The 12,515-nt window shown below is 48.2% G+C and carries 13 protein-coding genes and 1 tRNA gene; 11 read left to right on the top strand and 3 right to left on the bottom strand.

The window, feature by feature from the left end; all coding sequences use genetic code 11:
• Positions 1 to 5,421 (bottom strand): tape measure protein (locus C5O24_RS07025; protein WP_153061366.1); only part of this gene is annotated, 5,421 nt, incomplete at its 3' end.
• Positions 5,422 to 5,557: 136 nt separating this feature from the next.
• Here C5O24_RS07025 and C5O24_RS07020 point away from each other — a divergent pair.
• Entirely contained in the window at positions 5,558 to 6,010 is a 453-nt protein-coding gene (locus C5O24_RS07020; RefSeq protein ID WP_107681636.1) for a hypothetical protein, read from the top strand.
• Here C5O24_RS07020 and C5O24_RS07015 read toward each other — a convergent pair.
• Together C5O24_RS07015 and C5O24_RS07010 are read right to left on the bottom strand one after the other, a co-directional pair.
• Positions 6,007 to 6,303 (bottom strand): hypothetical protein, encoded by a 297-nt coding sequence (locus C5O24_RS07015; protein ID WP_107681635.1) that lies wholly within the window; start codon positions 6,301 to 6,303, stop codon positions 6,007 to 6,009. The two genes, C5O24_RS07020 and C5O24_RS07015, sit on opposite strands and share 4 nt — an antisense overlap.
• Complete coding sequence (locus C5O24_RS07010; RefSeq protein WP_107681634.1) at positions 6,293 to 6,592, bottom strand: helix-turn-helix domain-containing protein; 300 nt, start codon at positions 6,590 to 6,592, stop codon at positions 6,293 to 6,295. The genes C5O24_RS07015 and C5O24_RS07010 overlap by 11 nt, the downstream gene beginning before the upstream one ends.
• 180 nt (positions 6,593 to 6,772) lie before the next feature.
• On the opposite strand from C5O24_RS07010, the gene C5O24_RS07005 reads away from it, so the two are divergent.
• The 10 genes from C5O24_RS07005 to C5O24_RS06965 all read left to right on the top strand — a co-directional run bounded on the left by C5O24_RS07005 (position 6,773) and on the right by C5O24_RS06965 (position 12,078).
• Entirely contained in the window at positions 6,773 to 7,108 is a 336-nt protein-coding gene (locus C5O24_RS07005) for a DUF2958 domain-containing protein (protein WP_107681633.1), read from the top strand.
• Positions 7,109 to 7,174: 66 nt separating this feature from the next.
• Complete coding sequence (locus tag C5O24_RS07000) at positions 7,175 to 7,417, top strand: hypothetical protein (RefSeq protein WP_107681632.1); 243 nt, start codon at positions 7,175 to 7,177, stop codon at positions 7,415 to 7,417.
• Positions 7,418 to 7,429: 12 nt separating this feature from the next.
• Positions 7,430 to 7,609: a hypothetical protein gene (locus C5O24_RS13790; RefSeq protein ID WP_123542710.1), complete on the top strand. Its 180-nt coding sequence runs from the start codon at positions 7,430 to 7,432 to the stop codon at positions 7,607 to 7,609.
• A gap of 233 nt (positions 7,610 to 7,842) precedes the next feature.
• Positions 7,843 to 7,915: transfer RNA gene (locus C5O24_RS06995), tRNA-Val, on the top strand.
• A gap of 28 nt (positions 7,916 to 7,943) precedes the next feature.
• The gene (locus tag C5O24_RS06990; RefSeq protein WP_107681631.1) at positions 7,944 to 8,315 is read left to right on the top strand and encodes a hypothetical protein; all 372 of its coding nucleotides are present in this window, start codon (positions 7,944 to 7,946) and stop codon (positions 8,313 to 8,315) included.
• A 238-nt stretch (positions 8,316 to 8,553) separates the two neighbouring features.
• Positions 8,554 to 9,339 (top strand): phosphoadenosine phosphosulfate reductase domain-containing protein, encoded by a 786-nt coding sequence (locus tag C5O24_RS06985; protein WP_107681630.1) that lies wholly within the window; start codon positions 8,554 to 8,556, stop codon positions 9,337 to 9,339.
• On the top strand, positions 9,336 to 10,220 hold the full coding sequence (locus C5O24_RS06980) for a ParB N-terminal domain-containing protein (protein WP_107681629.1): 885 nt from the start codon (positions 9,336 to 9,338) through the stop codon (positions 10,218 to 10,220). The genes C5O24_RS06985 and C5O24_RS06980 overlap by 4 nt, the downstream gene beginning before the upstream one ends.
• Positions 10,221 to 10,313: 93 nt before the next feature.
• Entirely contained in the window at positions 10,314 to 10,769 is a 456-nt protein-coding gene (locus C5O24_RS06975; RefSeq protein WP_107681628.1) for a hypothetical protein, read from the top strand.
• Positions 10,770 to 11,069: 300 nt separating this feature from the next.
• The gene (locus C5O24_RS06970; RefSeq protein WP_133165489.1) at positions 11,070 to 11,462 is read left to right on the top strand and encodes a hypothetical protein; all 393 of its coding nucleotides are present in this window, start codon (positions 11,070 to 11,072) and stop codon (positions 11,460 to 11,462) included.
• Positions 11,463 to 11,484: 22 nt separating this feature from the next.
• On the top strand, positions 11,485 to 12,078 hold the full coding sequence (locus tag C5O24_RS06965) for a glycoside hydrolase family 108 protein (protein ID WP_107681626.1): 594 nt from the start codon (positions 11,485 to 11,487) through the stop codon (positions 12,076 to 12,078).
• Positions 12,079 to 12,515: the final 437 nt, after the last annotated feature.

The raw sequence follows: 12,515 nt of genomic DNA, 5'->3' as shown, positions 1-12,515 counted from the left end.
ACCCATATCGGCAGTAGCAGCTTCCCTCATTTCCGTAGCAAGGTTATCCACAGCCTTACGAAGAGCCTCATTGGTTGCTGTCAGGCGTTCAATATCTTTTTCAAGATTCTTATCACTTTCACCGTTACCCCACCAATCAAACAGACCACCCATTGTGAAGACTGACTTGAATATTCCGAGAATACCTTTGTATAGGCTTTCTCCAATCTGTTTGAAGATTTCACCAGATAGGATATTGTCGATAATACCGCTTATGGCATTGAATACAGAATCAAGAATGGAAGATATAAGCGTACCCACACCATCCTTGAGGATGTCAAGGATTTTAAGAACTGCGGCAATAATCTGACCGATAAGACCGGCTTTACTAAGACCCTCGGTAAGTTCTGCCGGCAGTTCCTTTGCTATCGCGGCACCTGCTTCTGCCATGCCGTCGTTCAGTTCCTTTGTGTCTTTCCCAATATCCTTGAGTGCTTTCAGTCCATCGATGCCTCCTTTAAGTTGGTCAAATGCGCCCCATAGTTCAGCCAACTGTGAAAGACCTGCGCCACTGAGGAACGTATAGATTTCACTGACAGGTTGCATCACATTCTTAGCGGTCATTGATAATAGTGTGCCACTGCTTTGAACCTGATTCTGTGCCTCCTGCATAGCCTGATTGTTTGCAACGACAGTGGCGGCATAATTATCCATCGCTGCTTGAGCGGCTTCAACGGCATCGGTATATTCTTTCAACTGAGCCGGAGTTGTATCTGCATTATTTCTTGCCTTTTCAAGATTGATGTCAGCCGTATTCTTAGCCTCGGTCAACTTTGCAAGTTCCTCGTTTACCCTTGTATCGTTTTCAGTCGCAACCCTTAATTCATTAAGGGCGTTCTGATAGTCTGCAAGGGCAGAAGAAAGGTCTTTCCATGATTCAGTTGTGCCGAGTTGGGTACGAAGATTCTTCATCGCATTGATAACCGTCTGCTGATTGTCAGCTCCGGACTTTCTGAAAGCATCTGACTTGACATATTCCTGCAACTGCTTATAGAGTGGCTCAAGCTGACCACGCATAATGACACCGACATTATCAAAGACTGAATACCAATCAATCTTACTGGTCATAGCCTTTGATTCAAGATTTCTTATTTCCGTGTCGCGTTGGGCCGTAAGAGTCAATTCTTCACCCTTATTCTGGGCATTGCGAATCTTTTCAGCATATTCTTCTGCAATGGCAAGCTTCTTCTGCTGAAATGTTCCATACTCCCTAAGATAATCACGCATCGCAGTGACATCGGTCTGATAGATTTTCTGCAATTCAGATTCCTCATTGTTGGCGATAAGAGAAAGCTGGGTATCATAGCCGACATTCTCCCTTGCCTGTTCCTGATATTGCTTGCGCATTTCAGCAAGCTGGGTATCGGAGAATTGAGCATAATACTGATATTCCTTGCGGTCTTTACCGCCTTTCATCCATTCTTGAAGGGCATTTTTCTCAAGAGTGGACGCTTCCTTTTTCAATTCAGCCTCAAGAGCCTGACGTTTCTTTTCAGACGTGAATTTAATGGTGGCTATTTCCTTTTCGGAATTATCCTCCATCTGTGCAATTTCAAGTTCACGCTGACGATTCTTTTCAGCCTGTAAAAGTTCCGTAGTGCGCTTCTCTTCCTCAAGCTGTGCCTTGCGAAGTTCATAGGCTCTCTGCTTGGGGTCATCCTTTCCGTTTTTCTTATCCTTTTTAGTCTTATCCCTTTTATCAAGGGCTTTCAACTGCTTTTCATAATACTTATAAAGTTCACTGCTTTGGTCAACCTTTTGCATCTGAGCGTTGATGGACTTGCGGATTTCAGAAAATTCCTCGGTTGTTTTGGCGTTCTGAATCTGGCTTTCAAGGGCGGTCTTGATAGACTGCATAGCCTGACTCTGATTGCCTTTATTTCGGTTGTATTCGCCCACCATTAAGTCGTTTTTTAACTGACGATACAATCGCTTATCAACATCAGACATTGCACCCTCGCCCAACTGCGTACCATAACGGTCAATAAACTGCTGCAATAGTGCCGACTGCTCGGAATTAAGATGGTAGTTCTTGCCGCCCATCTTGAAATTGCTTCGTAGACGGGCGTTCCGTACAATCGCGTTATAGGCATCCAAATCGGCTTTTGCCATCTTTGTGCCGGGAGTGATTTTGCCGTTCTTTCCATACTTGGCAAGAAGATTCTGCAAGGTCTGACGTTCTGCGCCGGTCGTATTCAAGACCTGACCGCCCACATCACGGAGCGTAATCTTGATTTTGTCAAGTGTATTTAGTGCAATATCAAGATATTTGGTGTCAATGTAAGGCGTGGCTACGGCGTTGTCAACGTCTTTCATCTTGTCTTCCGCTTGCGCTGCCTTAACCGACGTTTCATCCAGCGCAGTGTTGTCGGTTGTCGGCGTAGCTGACGATTCATCGACATCGCCAATCTTGCCTTCCGTTTGTTCGGCGGCTTCAAAAAGTTCATGTATGTTGATAGGGTCTGCCAAAGGTTTGACCGGTTTTGCATTGATTTCATCAACCTCTTTCGATACCTTTGTCAGCTCCTCGGTCAATTTCTTGGAATCAAAGGTGGAATAATCAATTTCCGGCTGTGCCGCAGCCGCACGTTCAGCGGCATCCGCAGCGGCATTTGCTTGGGCTTGCGTCTTCTCGGTCAGTTTATCAAGCGTATTGGTTTTGTTAATAAGCTCGGAAACAAGTTTGGATGTATCCTTGATGTCAAGAACATACTGCTCGGCAAATCCCATCTGTTTCGCCAGTGCCTTTGCATCCATGTTTGCGGTTTGGGCAATTTCCGTCTGCAAGCGGGCAATTTCTTGACGTGCCTTTACAGCGGCTGCGTTTTCAATCTTTTGACCATTCTCGGTATAGGTTACATTAGCGGCATATTCCTTTTCAGCATCCTCAAGGAGTTTGACCATTTCAGTAAGTTCAGCCTTTTTGTTTTCCACCGTACTTGCTATGGTGTCGGCCATAATCTTGGATACTTCGGCAGCTTCCCCGGATGAATCGTTTTCAATGATTTCTTTCATTTCATCCTTGAAAGATGTAGTGGCGGCATCCTTTTCTTCCTGAATAGTTGCAAGACGATTGGCGGTCTGTCGTGCTTCGCCCTCTGCCAGAATCAGTTGGTTAAGCTGCGCACGGGCTTCATTTAACTGCTCAATCTTATCCCTTTCCTTGTCGATGTGGATACCGTATTCTTCCGCCATCTTGATAAGCTCCTCTACGGCATCCTTGTGTACCCGGCTATCCTTGTTCACGGAGTTCATTACGGCGTATAGCGTATCGATGTTGTTTTTCAGCTTCAACGTGGATTCGCCAAATCTTTCAGACATAGCGGATGATTCCTCAGCTTCGTCCTTAAACGACATAAATAGACCGATGACGGTTGTCAGGGCGGTAATTATCATGCCGAAGGGATTGGTCATAAAAGCGACCTTGAGGCTATTCCATGCGTTCTTGCAGGCGTTGGTGGCCGCAGTCAGCGCATACTTTCCGATGGTCAATGCTTTATCCTTTGCCGTGGCAAGTGCGGTCACGATTGTGCCGCGACTGGTTGCGGCGGTATTTACGTTTGTGGCCGCAGTATTGGCGGTGGTTGCGGTTGTTTCTCCAATGACGGCGGCTGTGGCGGTCTGTTTCTGCACGGCTTGCTGTGCGGTAATCGCGCCATTCAGTTCCTTTTCTGCTGTGTTTATACCCTCGGCTGCTGACTGCTGGGCGGTTATAGCGGAAGCCTGCTCCTCTACTGTCGCCATGTATTCTTCGGCGGCGGCTTTCTTATCGTCGGCATCGCCGGCGGCTTCTGCCATCTCCATCAGTTCTTTTGCAGACTCAACGCGCCTTTCCGCAGCTTCTACAAGTTGGTCGCTTGCGGCTTTCTGCATGTTCGCGCTTTCAAGTGCCGCCTGCTTTGTATCAACGAGTGCCTGTGCATAGTCGCGCTCATTCTGCAAGCGTTCAGCGGTATCATTCGTGATTATTCCGTTGGCATTGGAGTCGTTGATGTCGGCATCAAGGCCACGCCCGGCTTCTTCGCGCTGGGTCTGCATGTCCTTGAGGTGCGTTTCATAGGTCTTCTGCGCCTCTTCTGCGATACGGCGTTCATTCTCGGCGATGCGCTGCTGTTCCTGCTGCCATAAACGCCCCTGCTGGATTGAGTCGGCATACGTCTGGTCGATAGACCCTTCCTCAAGAGCCTTGCGTATGTCATCGTCGTAACCCTCCATCATCTTGGCGTTCTGCATTTCCTGTATCTTGGCAAGTTCGGCATTGAAGCCATCCACGATGCCCTTTGAAGCGTCGATAACGGATTGCTTGGCTGCGAAATTGGAAAGCATCACGGAGGTCTTGTAAACACCGAAAGCCGCCGCAGCGGTGGCGAGTACCGGAATGATTCTGCCGATATTGTCAACAATAGTGGAAGCCGCGTCAATAACGCCCACAAGCGCACCCTCCATATTCTGACCCATGTCATTAAACATCAAGTCCATCGAGTCATTCAGCTTGGCGATTGCACCCGGTATGGTCTTCGATGCCGTTTCCGACATCTTGTAGTATTTGCCGCCCTCGCTTGTAGCGTCAAGAAATGCCTGCTGAACCATCTCGGCTGAAATCTTGCCTTGCGACATTTCTTCCTTGAGCGCACCGATAGACTTGCCGGTCTTTTCAGAGATAACCTGCAACGGCTGAAAGCCGGCGTTTACCATCTGCATCAAGTCCTGACCCATCAGCTTGCCTGCTGCCGACATCTGGGAAAACGCGAGCGAAAGCGACTGAAAGCGGCGGGTATCGCCCATAGCAATATCGCCGATAGCCTGCAAGTATCGCGGAACTTTGTCAGCGTCGATGCCGAAGCCGAGCATCATCTGTGCAGTGGAAACAGTAGGTGCAAATTCAAGCGGCGATATTTTGGCAAACTCCTGTAATTCGGCGTTCAGCTTCTCGCCCTTACGCTTGCCAATCATCGTTTCGATAGATGCGTTCATCTGCTGGAACTGACCGCGTATGCTTGTGATTTTGGTAAGGAACTCACCCAGACCATACACGCCGGCAAGACCGCCCACGGCCATCATCGGTCGCGTCAGTAAGTCCTGTATGCCGTTGACCTCGGTAAATATTCCACTGAGGTTTTTCTTGATGCCAAATTCCATTTCCGCACCACTGCGCATTGCGGCCTGTGCAAGCTGACGATAACGCGCCGTGCTTTCGGCGAGTTTCTTGTTCAGTGCATCAATCGACGCGCCGGCCTGCCCCGGCCTAAAATTCTGAATTTGGGTCTTGGTCTTTGCGATTTCCTGTTGTAAACGTATCAGTTCGGAGTAATCCGCATCTACGTCAAATGCTAAATATGGCATGGCTGTTGAGTTGTTATTTTCAATCAGCCAATTTACCATGAAAGAGGGTGTTACACATTATTTTCCGCGCACGTATAACGTACTATCAGAAAAAAGTCGTAACTTTGTGCTTTGAAAGGCTAAAGGGTGTGCGCAGAAAGGGAATTATAAACCAAATATCACCCCTACTGCCAAGATGAACGAAAGTGCAAAAATCAACATTGGAAAGGTAGCAGCGTTGAAGAAGCTGCGAGAAAAAGTGAGCGAGCTTTCCGATGTAATGAAAGAATTGGGCGAGCCGATTCTTGATGACCTTGCTCTACTACCAGCAATCTACGAAGCATACAAACGTGTGTTCCAACGTCGCGGATGCCCGGATGAAGCCACAAGCGTCCGCAACCGCAAGAAATTTCTCATGGTCGTGTTGTATCTCTATTCGCCGAAAGCACTCGCCGGCGACAGGATGCGCATGGGATTACGAAAAAAAGTGTCGGAATTGTTCGGCTTGACTACAAGCACCCCAATATCCGACAACTGCGCGGGTCTTATCGTGCAATATCACGCTTATGCGGATTTCAGACGCGACGTTGACCTTATTTTCCAAGAGGTTCTGAATACTCTTGAAGATAAACTCATTGTTACTGACTAAATAGCGGAATACGCCGGCATCTTGATAGCATCTGCCGGATAGCCTACCATCGCTAACGCCTCGGAAAGATAAGCATCCATATTGGCGATAGCGGTGCGCCCCGACATACCCAGTCGCCAGAAGTACGACTGATATTCTTCCATGCTTTGATTAAGGTCAAGATGATACTTGTCAAAAAGTCCCTTAATGACGGCGCAATCCTCGTATCGTTCAGTGGATAAGGCGTATTGGAAAATGACGGTCAAAATCTGACTGCCGTAATCCATCAGTGCCTTTTCAAACTTATTCTCCATCGACGGGAACAACTTTAAGCTGCGCTCCGCATTTGGGGCAAAGGAACTCGTCCGCAGGTCTTTCTTTATTCGGCGCGGTGGCACGGATAGCGTCAAGCTCTTCATCTGACAAGAGCAGACTCCATGCCGGAACACCGAGGGCTTCGGCAATCTTCACAAAGGTTTCAACTTTGGGCATCGTGCCACGGATAAGCTGATTAAGACCTACGGTGGTCATGCCCAGTCTTTCCGCAAGGTCTTTCTGCGTCACACCGGCTTCAATGATGCGCTCTCTGATTCTGTTCTCCATTTCCTATTTTTCGGGTTAAAGTAAACTGTTTGCAAAGTTAACAAAAGAGGAATACAATTAAAGTATTCACTATGTTAAATAGTGTTAAGACAAAGCAAAAACTTATATTGTTATTTGGTGGATTAAATTATTTACTTTAACTTTGCATCGTAATCAATAACACCAATAAAAGTAAAAGGCATGAAACTGATAACAAAAGCACTTGAAAAGACCTTTGCAAAATATCCCATGTATTCGCAGGATGGCAAAGGCAACGATGCGGTAGTAATCGCAAAATTCTTTCTGCCGGGTAGCGGCTTCACATGGTACGTCACAGAAGCAGAAAAGCAGGCCAACGGCGACTACATGTTCTTTGGCTATGTAGAGGGCTTGGATAGCGAGCTTGGCTACTTCACACTATCGCAGCTTCAAAACGTGCGCGGTCGCTTTGGCTTGCGCGTTGAACGCGACATGTATTTCAACAACGGCAAGACCACACTTGCTCAAGTGAAACGCGAAAACGAAATGGCATACTAAACAACATCGACGGGCGAGCCGGTCATTAGATGGCATGGCTTGCCCGCCCTAACACCCACAAAAGCAATGATACTCAAACTTAAATATATCGGCGTTAACGACTGGAGCTATCGCGTGTATGAAGACCAGAATGGCCGTCGCTACGGCAATATAGAATTAGAAGATAGCAACGACATTAGCGCAATCTATCTCTTGACGGCTGACTACGAAGAGCCACTTTGCCCCATAACTGACTGCAAAGATTTGGAGGCGGTTGAAATCACGCACCGCGATGGCAGTGTAAACACAATCACAATCCCCAACAAATAAAATCCGAAAGCTATGGCAACAAGTCAGGAACTACCGGAATGGATGACCGAGGCGCAGATGGATGAACTTGCCGGCATCATCGACAATATCATCGGCGAGGGCGAAGAAGCCAACGCACCGCAATGGCGAATTGACAACGAGGTCAATAAAGCCACGGCGCGGTATATCGCCAAACATCACCCCAACGATTAAGCAGCAGAACCATGAGAACGATTAAATACAATAGCTTTGAAGAGGCATTTGCCGCGATGCTTGAATTTATCGACAAGGGAATCAAGTGCAAAGGCATCGGTCTGACAACCCTCGCTGTTTGGGATGACTGACGGAAAAAGACCTATTTACGACTTTGTGTAATAGGTCGTAAGAGAACGACACCGAAATGTTTTGCGATGCGGAAATAACAGTAATTTAGCATCGTAAAACATCGCGGGTTGGAGCAGTTGGAAGCTCGCCAGTTTAACTTGCTGGAGGTCGTCGGTTCGAGTCCGACACCCGCTACAAATAAAATCACTTACAAACAAAATCAATGAAAAAGTTAACCCTACAAATTGACAAAAAGTGCTTTCAGGCAATTCTGAAAGGCGAGCAGAAAGTCGAGCATCGGAACGTGTATCCCAATAACGCCAAGAAGTATGTCATCGAAGAAGACAAGACTGATGAAAACGGCGAAGCCATCACGGTTGTAACACCGGTTCACTACGATGCCCTCACCCTTATCAATGGTCGCCGCAAGGATGCGCCCCGTCTGACCGTGGAGGTCGTATCGGCTGAATTTGTCGTACTGACCGACGAAGACGGCAATGATTTGACCTTTGAAGAGAATGGCGAAGTGTACTATGTTTGTCAGGTATGGTACACCCTCGGAAAGGTTCTTGAAACCGCCAACATCAACGAATAATCATTAACCCTTTAACACTATAAGTGAGTTAGACGTAGAATTGATAACAACTATGGCCCCCGTCGGAACATGAACGGTGCCGGTGCCGGTGGCCGACTCGTAGCCCGTCGCACCCCTGCGGGCGTAGTTGCTGGTCGTAGCCAGCTCGGAAATCGTGAACAGCGTCGCGCTGACCTCCGCGCAGCCTTTGCTGACCAAATCCGCGCCGCTGGTGGAACAACCGGCTAAACCCTAAATCATGGCAACGCAGAATGTAAACAAGTACGCAGAAACCATGTCAATAATTCGGCGTATCCGTCAACAGACGGATACTGCCGTTTTATATTATTCAGCCGGCGGAAAGGACGGCATCGCTTTGCTTGATATGTTAGCCCCGGTTTTCAAAAAGGTTATCTGCTATTACATGTGGCTCGTGCCGGGTCTTGACCATGTGAAGCCCTATCTGCAATGGGCGGTACGGAAATACCCCAACGTTGAGGTTCGCCAGATTCAGCACTATCAGCGCGACTATTACGACCGCTTCGGATTCTTTCAGGATGGCGAGGGCGACCCAAGCATCAAGCCCCGAAAGGTAGGCGAGCTTGAGGAGGAGGTCAGACAGGAAACCGGCATCAAATGGGCGTTCAGCGGAATGAAAGGCGTTGACGGCTACATGAAGCGTATGCGCCTTTTGACTTTCAAGAAGCGCAACGGCACGTACATGACCGACAAAGGAATGGTTTACCCCCTTGCCGTCTGGACGAACAAGGAGGTGCTTCGCTATATCGAAATGCGGAATCTTATCAAGCCCTTTGTCTATAACCCCAAAGATGTAAGTCAGGGCTTTGGCATCGACTTGCGCTCCTTGCTTGTGCTTCGGAAACGTTTCCCCCTCGACTACGAGCGCACCATCCGCGAATTTCCCTTTTGCGAAAAACTCATCTTCGACTATGAAAACGGCATACTGCCATACGGTCAGGAGAAAGAGGTCATGGAAATAATCAAGCGCATAGAAACCGAATCAGAAGAATCAGACGAAGTATGAAGCCGAACAAAATCAAACAGGCAGAACAGCGCACCGTCAAGCGAAGCGAAATCAATTTTGCTTCCTACAATCCACGTACCATCAGTGACGAGGCGCGAAAAAAGCTCAAGAAAAATTTACAGACCGTCGGCCTGCTGGGTGGCGTGGTCTGGAACATGCGCTCCGGCAATCTTGTATCCGGTCATCAGAAAGTAAGCATCATGGATGCCGTTAACCGCTACGATGCGGAAACGGGCGCAAACGATTACGAATTTCGTGTTGAGGTCGTTGACTTTGACGATAAGACGGAAAAAGAGCAGAACCTCTTTATGAACAACCGAGCCGTGCAGGGTACATACGACGATGATATGCTGCGCGAGCTTCTTCAAGGAATAGACTATACCAATGCCGGCTTCGACGATACCGATATGCAGCTCCTCGGTCTTGGCGATTTCGGCGACTATGATATGGGCGACATGTTCGGCGACGATGGCGAAGATGCCACGGATGGCGGCGATGCTGACGCGCCGGGCGAACCCACGGAAAGCAAAGACTGGTCAAAGGGCGATGTTGTCGGCGAGCGTGAAGACCTTGCAATCCACGATGAAATGACAAAGGAAAGCGGCGAGAATCACAAGCTCGACCGCAGCGCGGATTTTTATCAGGATAGCGAGGCCAACCAGATAGCCCGCCACAACGAAGTGCAGAAAATCAAAGACCGCATCGCAAGTCAGAACGACGTGAACAAGGACGGCGGCATGTTGTCCTATGTAGTCATCAGCTTCAAGACACCGAGCGAGAAAGTCCGCTTCATGGAAGATTACGGCTTCGACCCTATGGCCAAGTACATCAACGGCGAAGAATTTGTAAACAAATTGGAATTTGGCGATGATGAAGATTAACGCAAAAATTTAACTTTATTCTTTAATTTAGTATTGCGCAATTAAAGAATTTTGTTTAACTTTGCATATTATACAGACACTGACAACAGAGATATGAACTACCGATTTTTAAGCAGCATAACCGACGCGGAGGTTGCGGATTTTCGCAACAGGCTCGCGGCTGAACTGGCGACACGCATGACCGGCGACGGCAAGCGTGTTATCAGTGACGAGGCCATCGGGCAGGAGGTCAACCTTAACATCTCCACGGAAGATGCGAAGAAATATCTGCAAAGCAACGACGCGGAGAATTATGACTACGCGCAGCTTGCAGACGTTATCGCGGCCAAGTACCGCACATTCAGCGATGAAGACATCATGGCCACGCGCAAGGCGATGGTCGATAAATTCATGGCTCTTGCCGATGAGTATGGCTGGGATAAAGAACAGGCACGACGCGATGCCAAAAAGGAGTTTTACGACAACCTTTCTGACGGAACTATCCTTGAACTTCTGCGCAATGGCGAGTCGATTGAGGATTATGTCGAATATGTAAGTATTTACGACTGATAGCGAGTTAAAAAGCCACGTAAGACAGATTATAACGCGAGAGTCACAAAGGCACTCAAGGGAAAGGGCGTACCTCACCTTGAAGAGCCGATGTACCGCGTATCCGCGTCGGCTTTTACAAAGGCTATAAGACGCGGCAAGGCATCGCAAGGCAGGAACGGCTGGATGGTTGACCTGCATAGCAAAAGCGAATACAAGCGGATGCGATGCTTTCTTACTCCGGACGGAAAGACAGGTGTAGCGATAAAACGCGATGGGGATGTAGTGTCTGTATTCTCCACCAGCGGAAAACGAGGCGCAATGGCAAAAATCATACCGTTTGCGGTCGCTAATGGTGGTCGCAAACTGGATTGTTATGCTTTCTCGGATGGCCGCAGTTCACTTCACAACATGTACGGAAGATTCGGCGCAAAGGCTCACGGCAAAATGACCTTTGACCCGCAATATAATCCTGTTTTCCAACGCACGGCGCAGGCCAATCCCGGTATGCGCAGACCCTCTCATGTCGTGGCGATGACGCTGCCGGGCAGTCTTGCCGGTGTCATGCGGGCTTACAACGCTGACAGGAAGATTGACCTTGGGCGCGTGAGGTCGTATAATGATTACGACAAGATGATGGATGACCGAAACGCGCATCTTGCACTACGCGGAAAGTCAAGCGGTGTCAGAGGCGCACTTGGCGGCGGTAAATAACCAACCCTAACACTACAAGAATATGGCAAAGATTGAAGAAATCATCCCGTTCATCCTTTACTTTGAAGCCGGCGTAAACAAACGCTATCTTTCACTTCCTCCCGAACAGATATTTGAGCAGGCGAAAAAGACGGGCTTCGCAAATGACCCCGACGATGCCGGCGGCGCGACCATGTGCGGTATCACGATAGCGACCTACAAGGCGTACTGCAAGCGGAAAGGCTATCCCGTACCTACGGTGTTCAGCCTGCGTAACATCACATACAAGCGTTGGCGCGACGTACTCAAGACGCTTTTCTGGGACAGATGGAAAGCCGATGAAATCAAAAGCCAAGCCCTTGCGAACAACCTCGTCGATTGGGTGTGGGCAAGCGGCGTGAACGGCATCAAGATACCGCAGAGGCTTCTCGGCGTGACACAGGACGGAATTGTCGGCCCAAAGACGATAGCCGCAGTCAACGCAGCCAACGAAGCGGAACTATTCACGAAGATTTACGAAGCCCGCATCAATTTCGTGGATGGCATCGTGCGCAGAAAGCCGAGCCAGAAGAAATTCATCAAGGGCTGGAAACGACGTATCAACGCAATCACCCTATCCGGGCTGAAATTCACATGATGACTTTACGCAAGAAATCCATAGATGACATTTACCGACAAGCTCAGTCAATCAAGGTTGAGCTTGCTGGTGGATGTCATTCCAACTGGGTATCATTGATTGATAAAATCTTATATCGCTATATTGACAATATTAAAAAATCAGCGGCATACCTACATTGCAAAATAGCCAACCATAGCAGAGAATTAAACTTCAGCGCAGCCGACTTTATCAGGATTAGGAATATTGCTAATAGCCTACAAGTTTATTCCCCGGTTTACATGGTGGAAAAACTCAGTGAATTTGCCCCCCGGTTGACCAGATAAATTGACCCCCGGAAAATCATTTAAATTGACCCCCGTCCGGTCAAGCAAATTACCCCCCGGAAAAAGACTTTACGGGAGTTGGCAAAAGGAGTTTTTGAGCTATATTGTATGTTAAATAATATTAAACATACG

It is taken from the genome of Paramuribaculum intestinale (genome assembly GCF_003024925.1).
Lineage (GTDB): Bacteria > Bacteroidota > Bacteroidia > Bacteroidales > Muribaculaceae > Paramuribaculum > Paramuribaculum intestinale.
Note: the sequence above shows the minus strand (reverse complement) of the source record. Positions and strands in the feature narration are given on the sequence as shown.

What these genes read in the sequence shown, in the direction of transcription:
- C5O24_RS07020 (WP_107681636.1), top strand. Translation starts at nt 5,558, where the DNA reads ATGAACGAAAGTGCAAAAATCAACATTGGAAAGGTAGCAGCGTTGAAG.
- C5O24_RS07015 (WP_107681635.1), bottom strand. Translation starts at nt 6,303, where the DNA reads ATGGAGAATAAGTTTGAAAAGGCACTGATGGATTACGGCAGTCAGATT.
- C5O24_RS07010 (WP_107681634.1), bottom strand. Translation starts at nt 6,592, where the DNA reads ATGGAGAACAGAATCAGAGAGCGCATCATTGAAGCCGGTGTGACGCAG.
- C5O24_RS07005 (WP_107681633.1), top strand. Translation starts at nt 6,773, where the DNA reads ATGAAACTGATAACAAAAGCACTTGAAAAGACCTTTGCAAAATATCCC.
- C5O24_RS07000 (WP_107681632.1), top strand. Translation starts at nt 7,175, where the DNA reads ATGATACTCAAACTTAAATATATCGGCGTTAACGACTGGAGCTATCGC.
- C5O24_RS13790 (WP_123542710.1), top strand. Translation starts at nt 7,430, where the DNA reads ATGGCAACAAGTCAGGAACTACCGGAATGGATGACCGAGGCGCAGATG.
- C5O24_RS06990 (WP_107681631.1), top strand. Translation starts at nt 7,944, where the DNA reads ATGAAAAAGTTAACCCTACAAATTGACAAAAAGTGCTTTCAGGCAATT.
- C5O24_RS06985 (WP_107681630.1), top strand. Translation starts at nt 8,554, where the DNA reads ATGGCAACGCAGAATGTAAACAAGTACGCAGAAACCATGTCAATAATT.
- C5O24_RS06980 (WP_107681629.1), top strand. Translation starts at nt 9,336, where the DNA reads ATGAAGCCGAACAAAATCAAACAGGCAGAACAGCGCACCGTCAAGCGA.
- C5O24_RS06975 (WP_107681628.1), top strand. Translation starts at nt 10,314, where the DNA reads ATGAACTACCGATTTTTAAGCAGCATAACCGACGCGGAGGTTGCGGAT.
- C5O24_RS06970 (WP_133165489.1), top strand. Translation starts at nt 11,070, where the DNA reads ATGGCAAAAATCATACCGTTTGCGGTCGCTAATGGTGGTCGCAAACTG.
- C5O24_RS06965 (WP_107681626.1), top strand. Translation starts at nt 11,485, where the DNA reads ATGGCAAAGATTGAAGAAATCATCCCGTTCATCCTTTACTTTGAAGCC.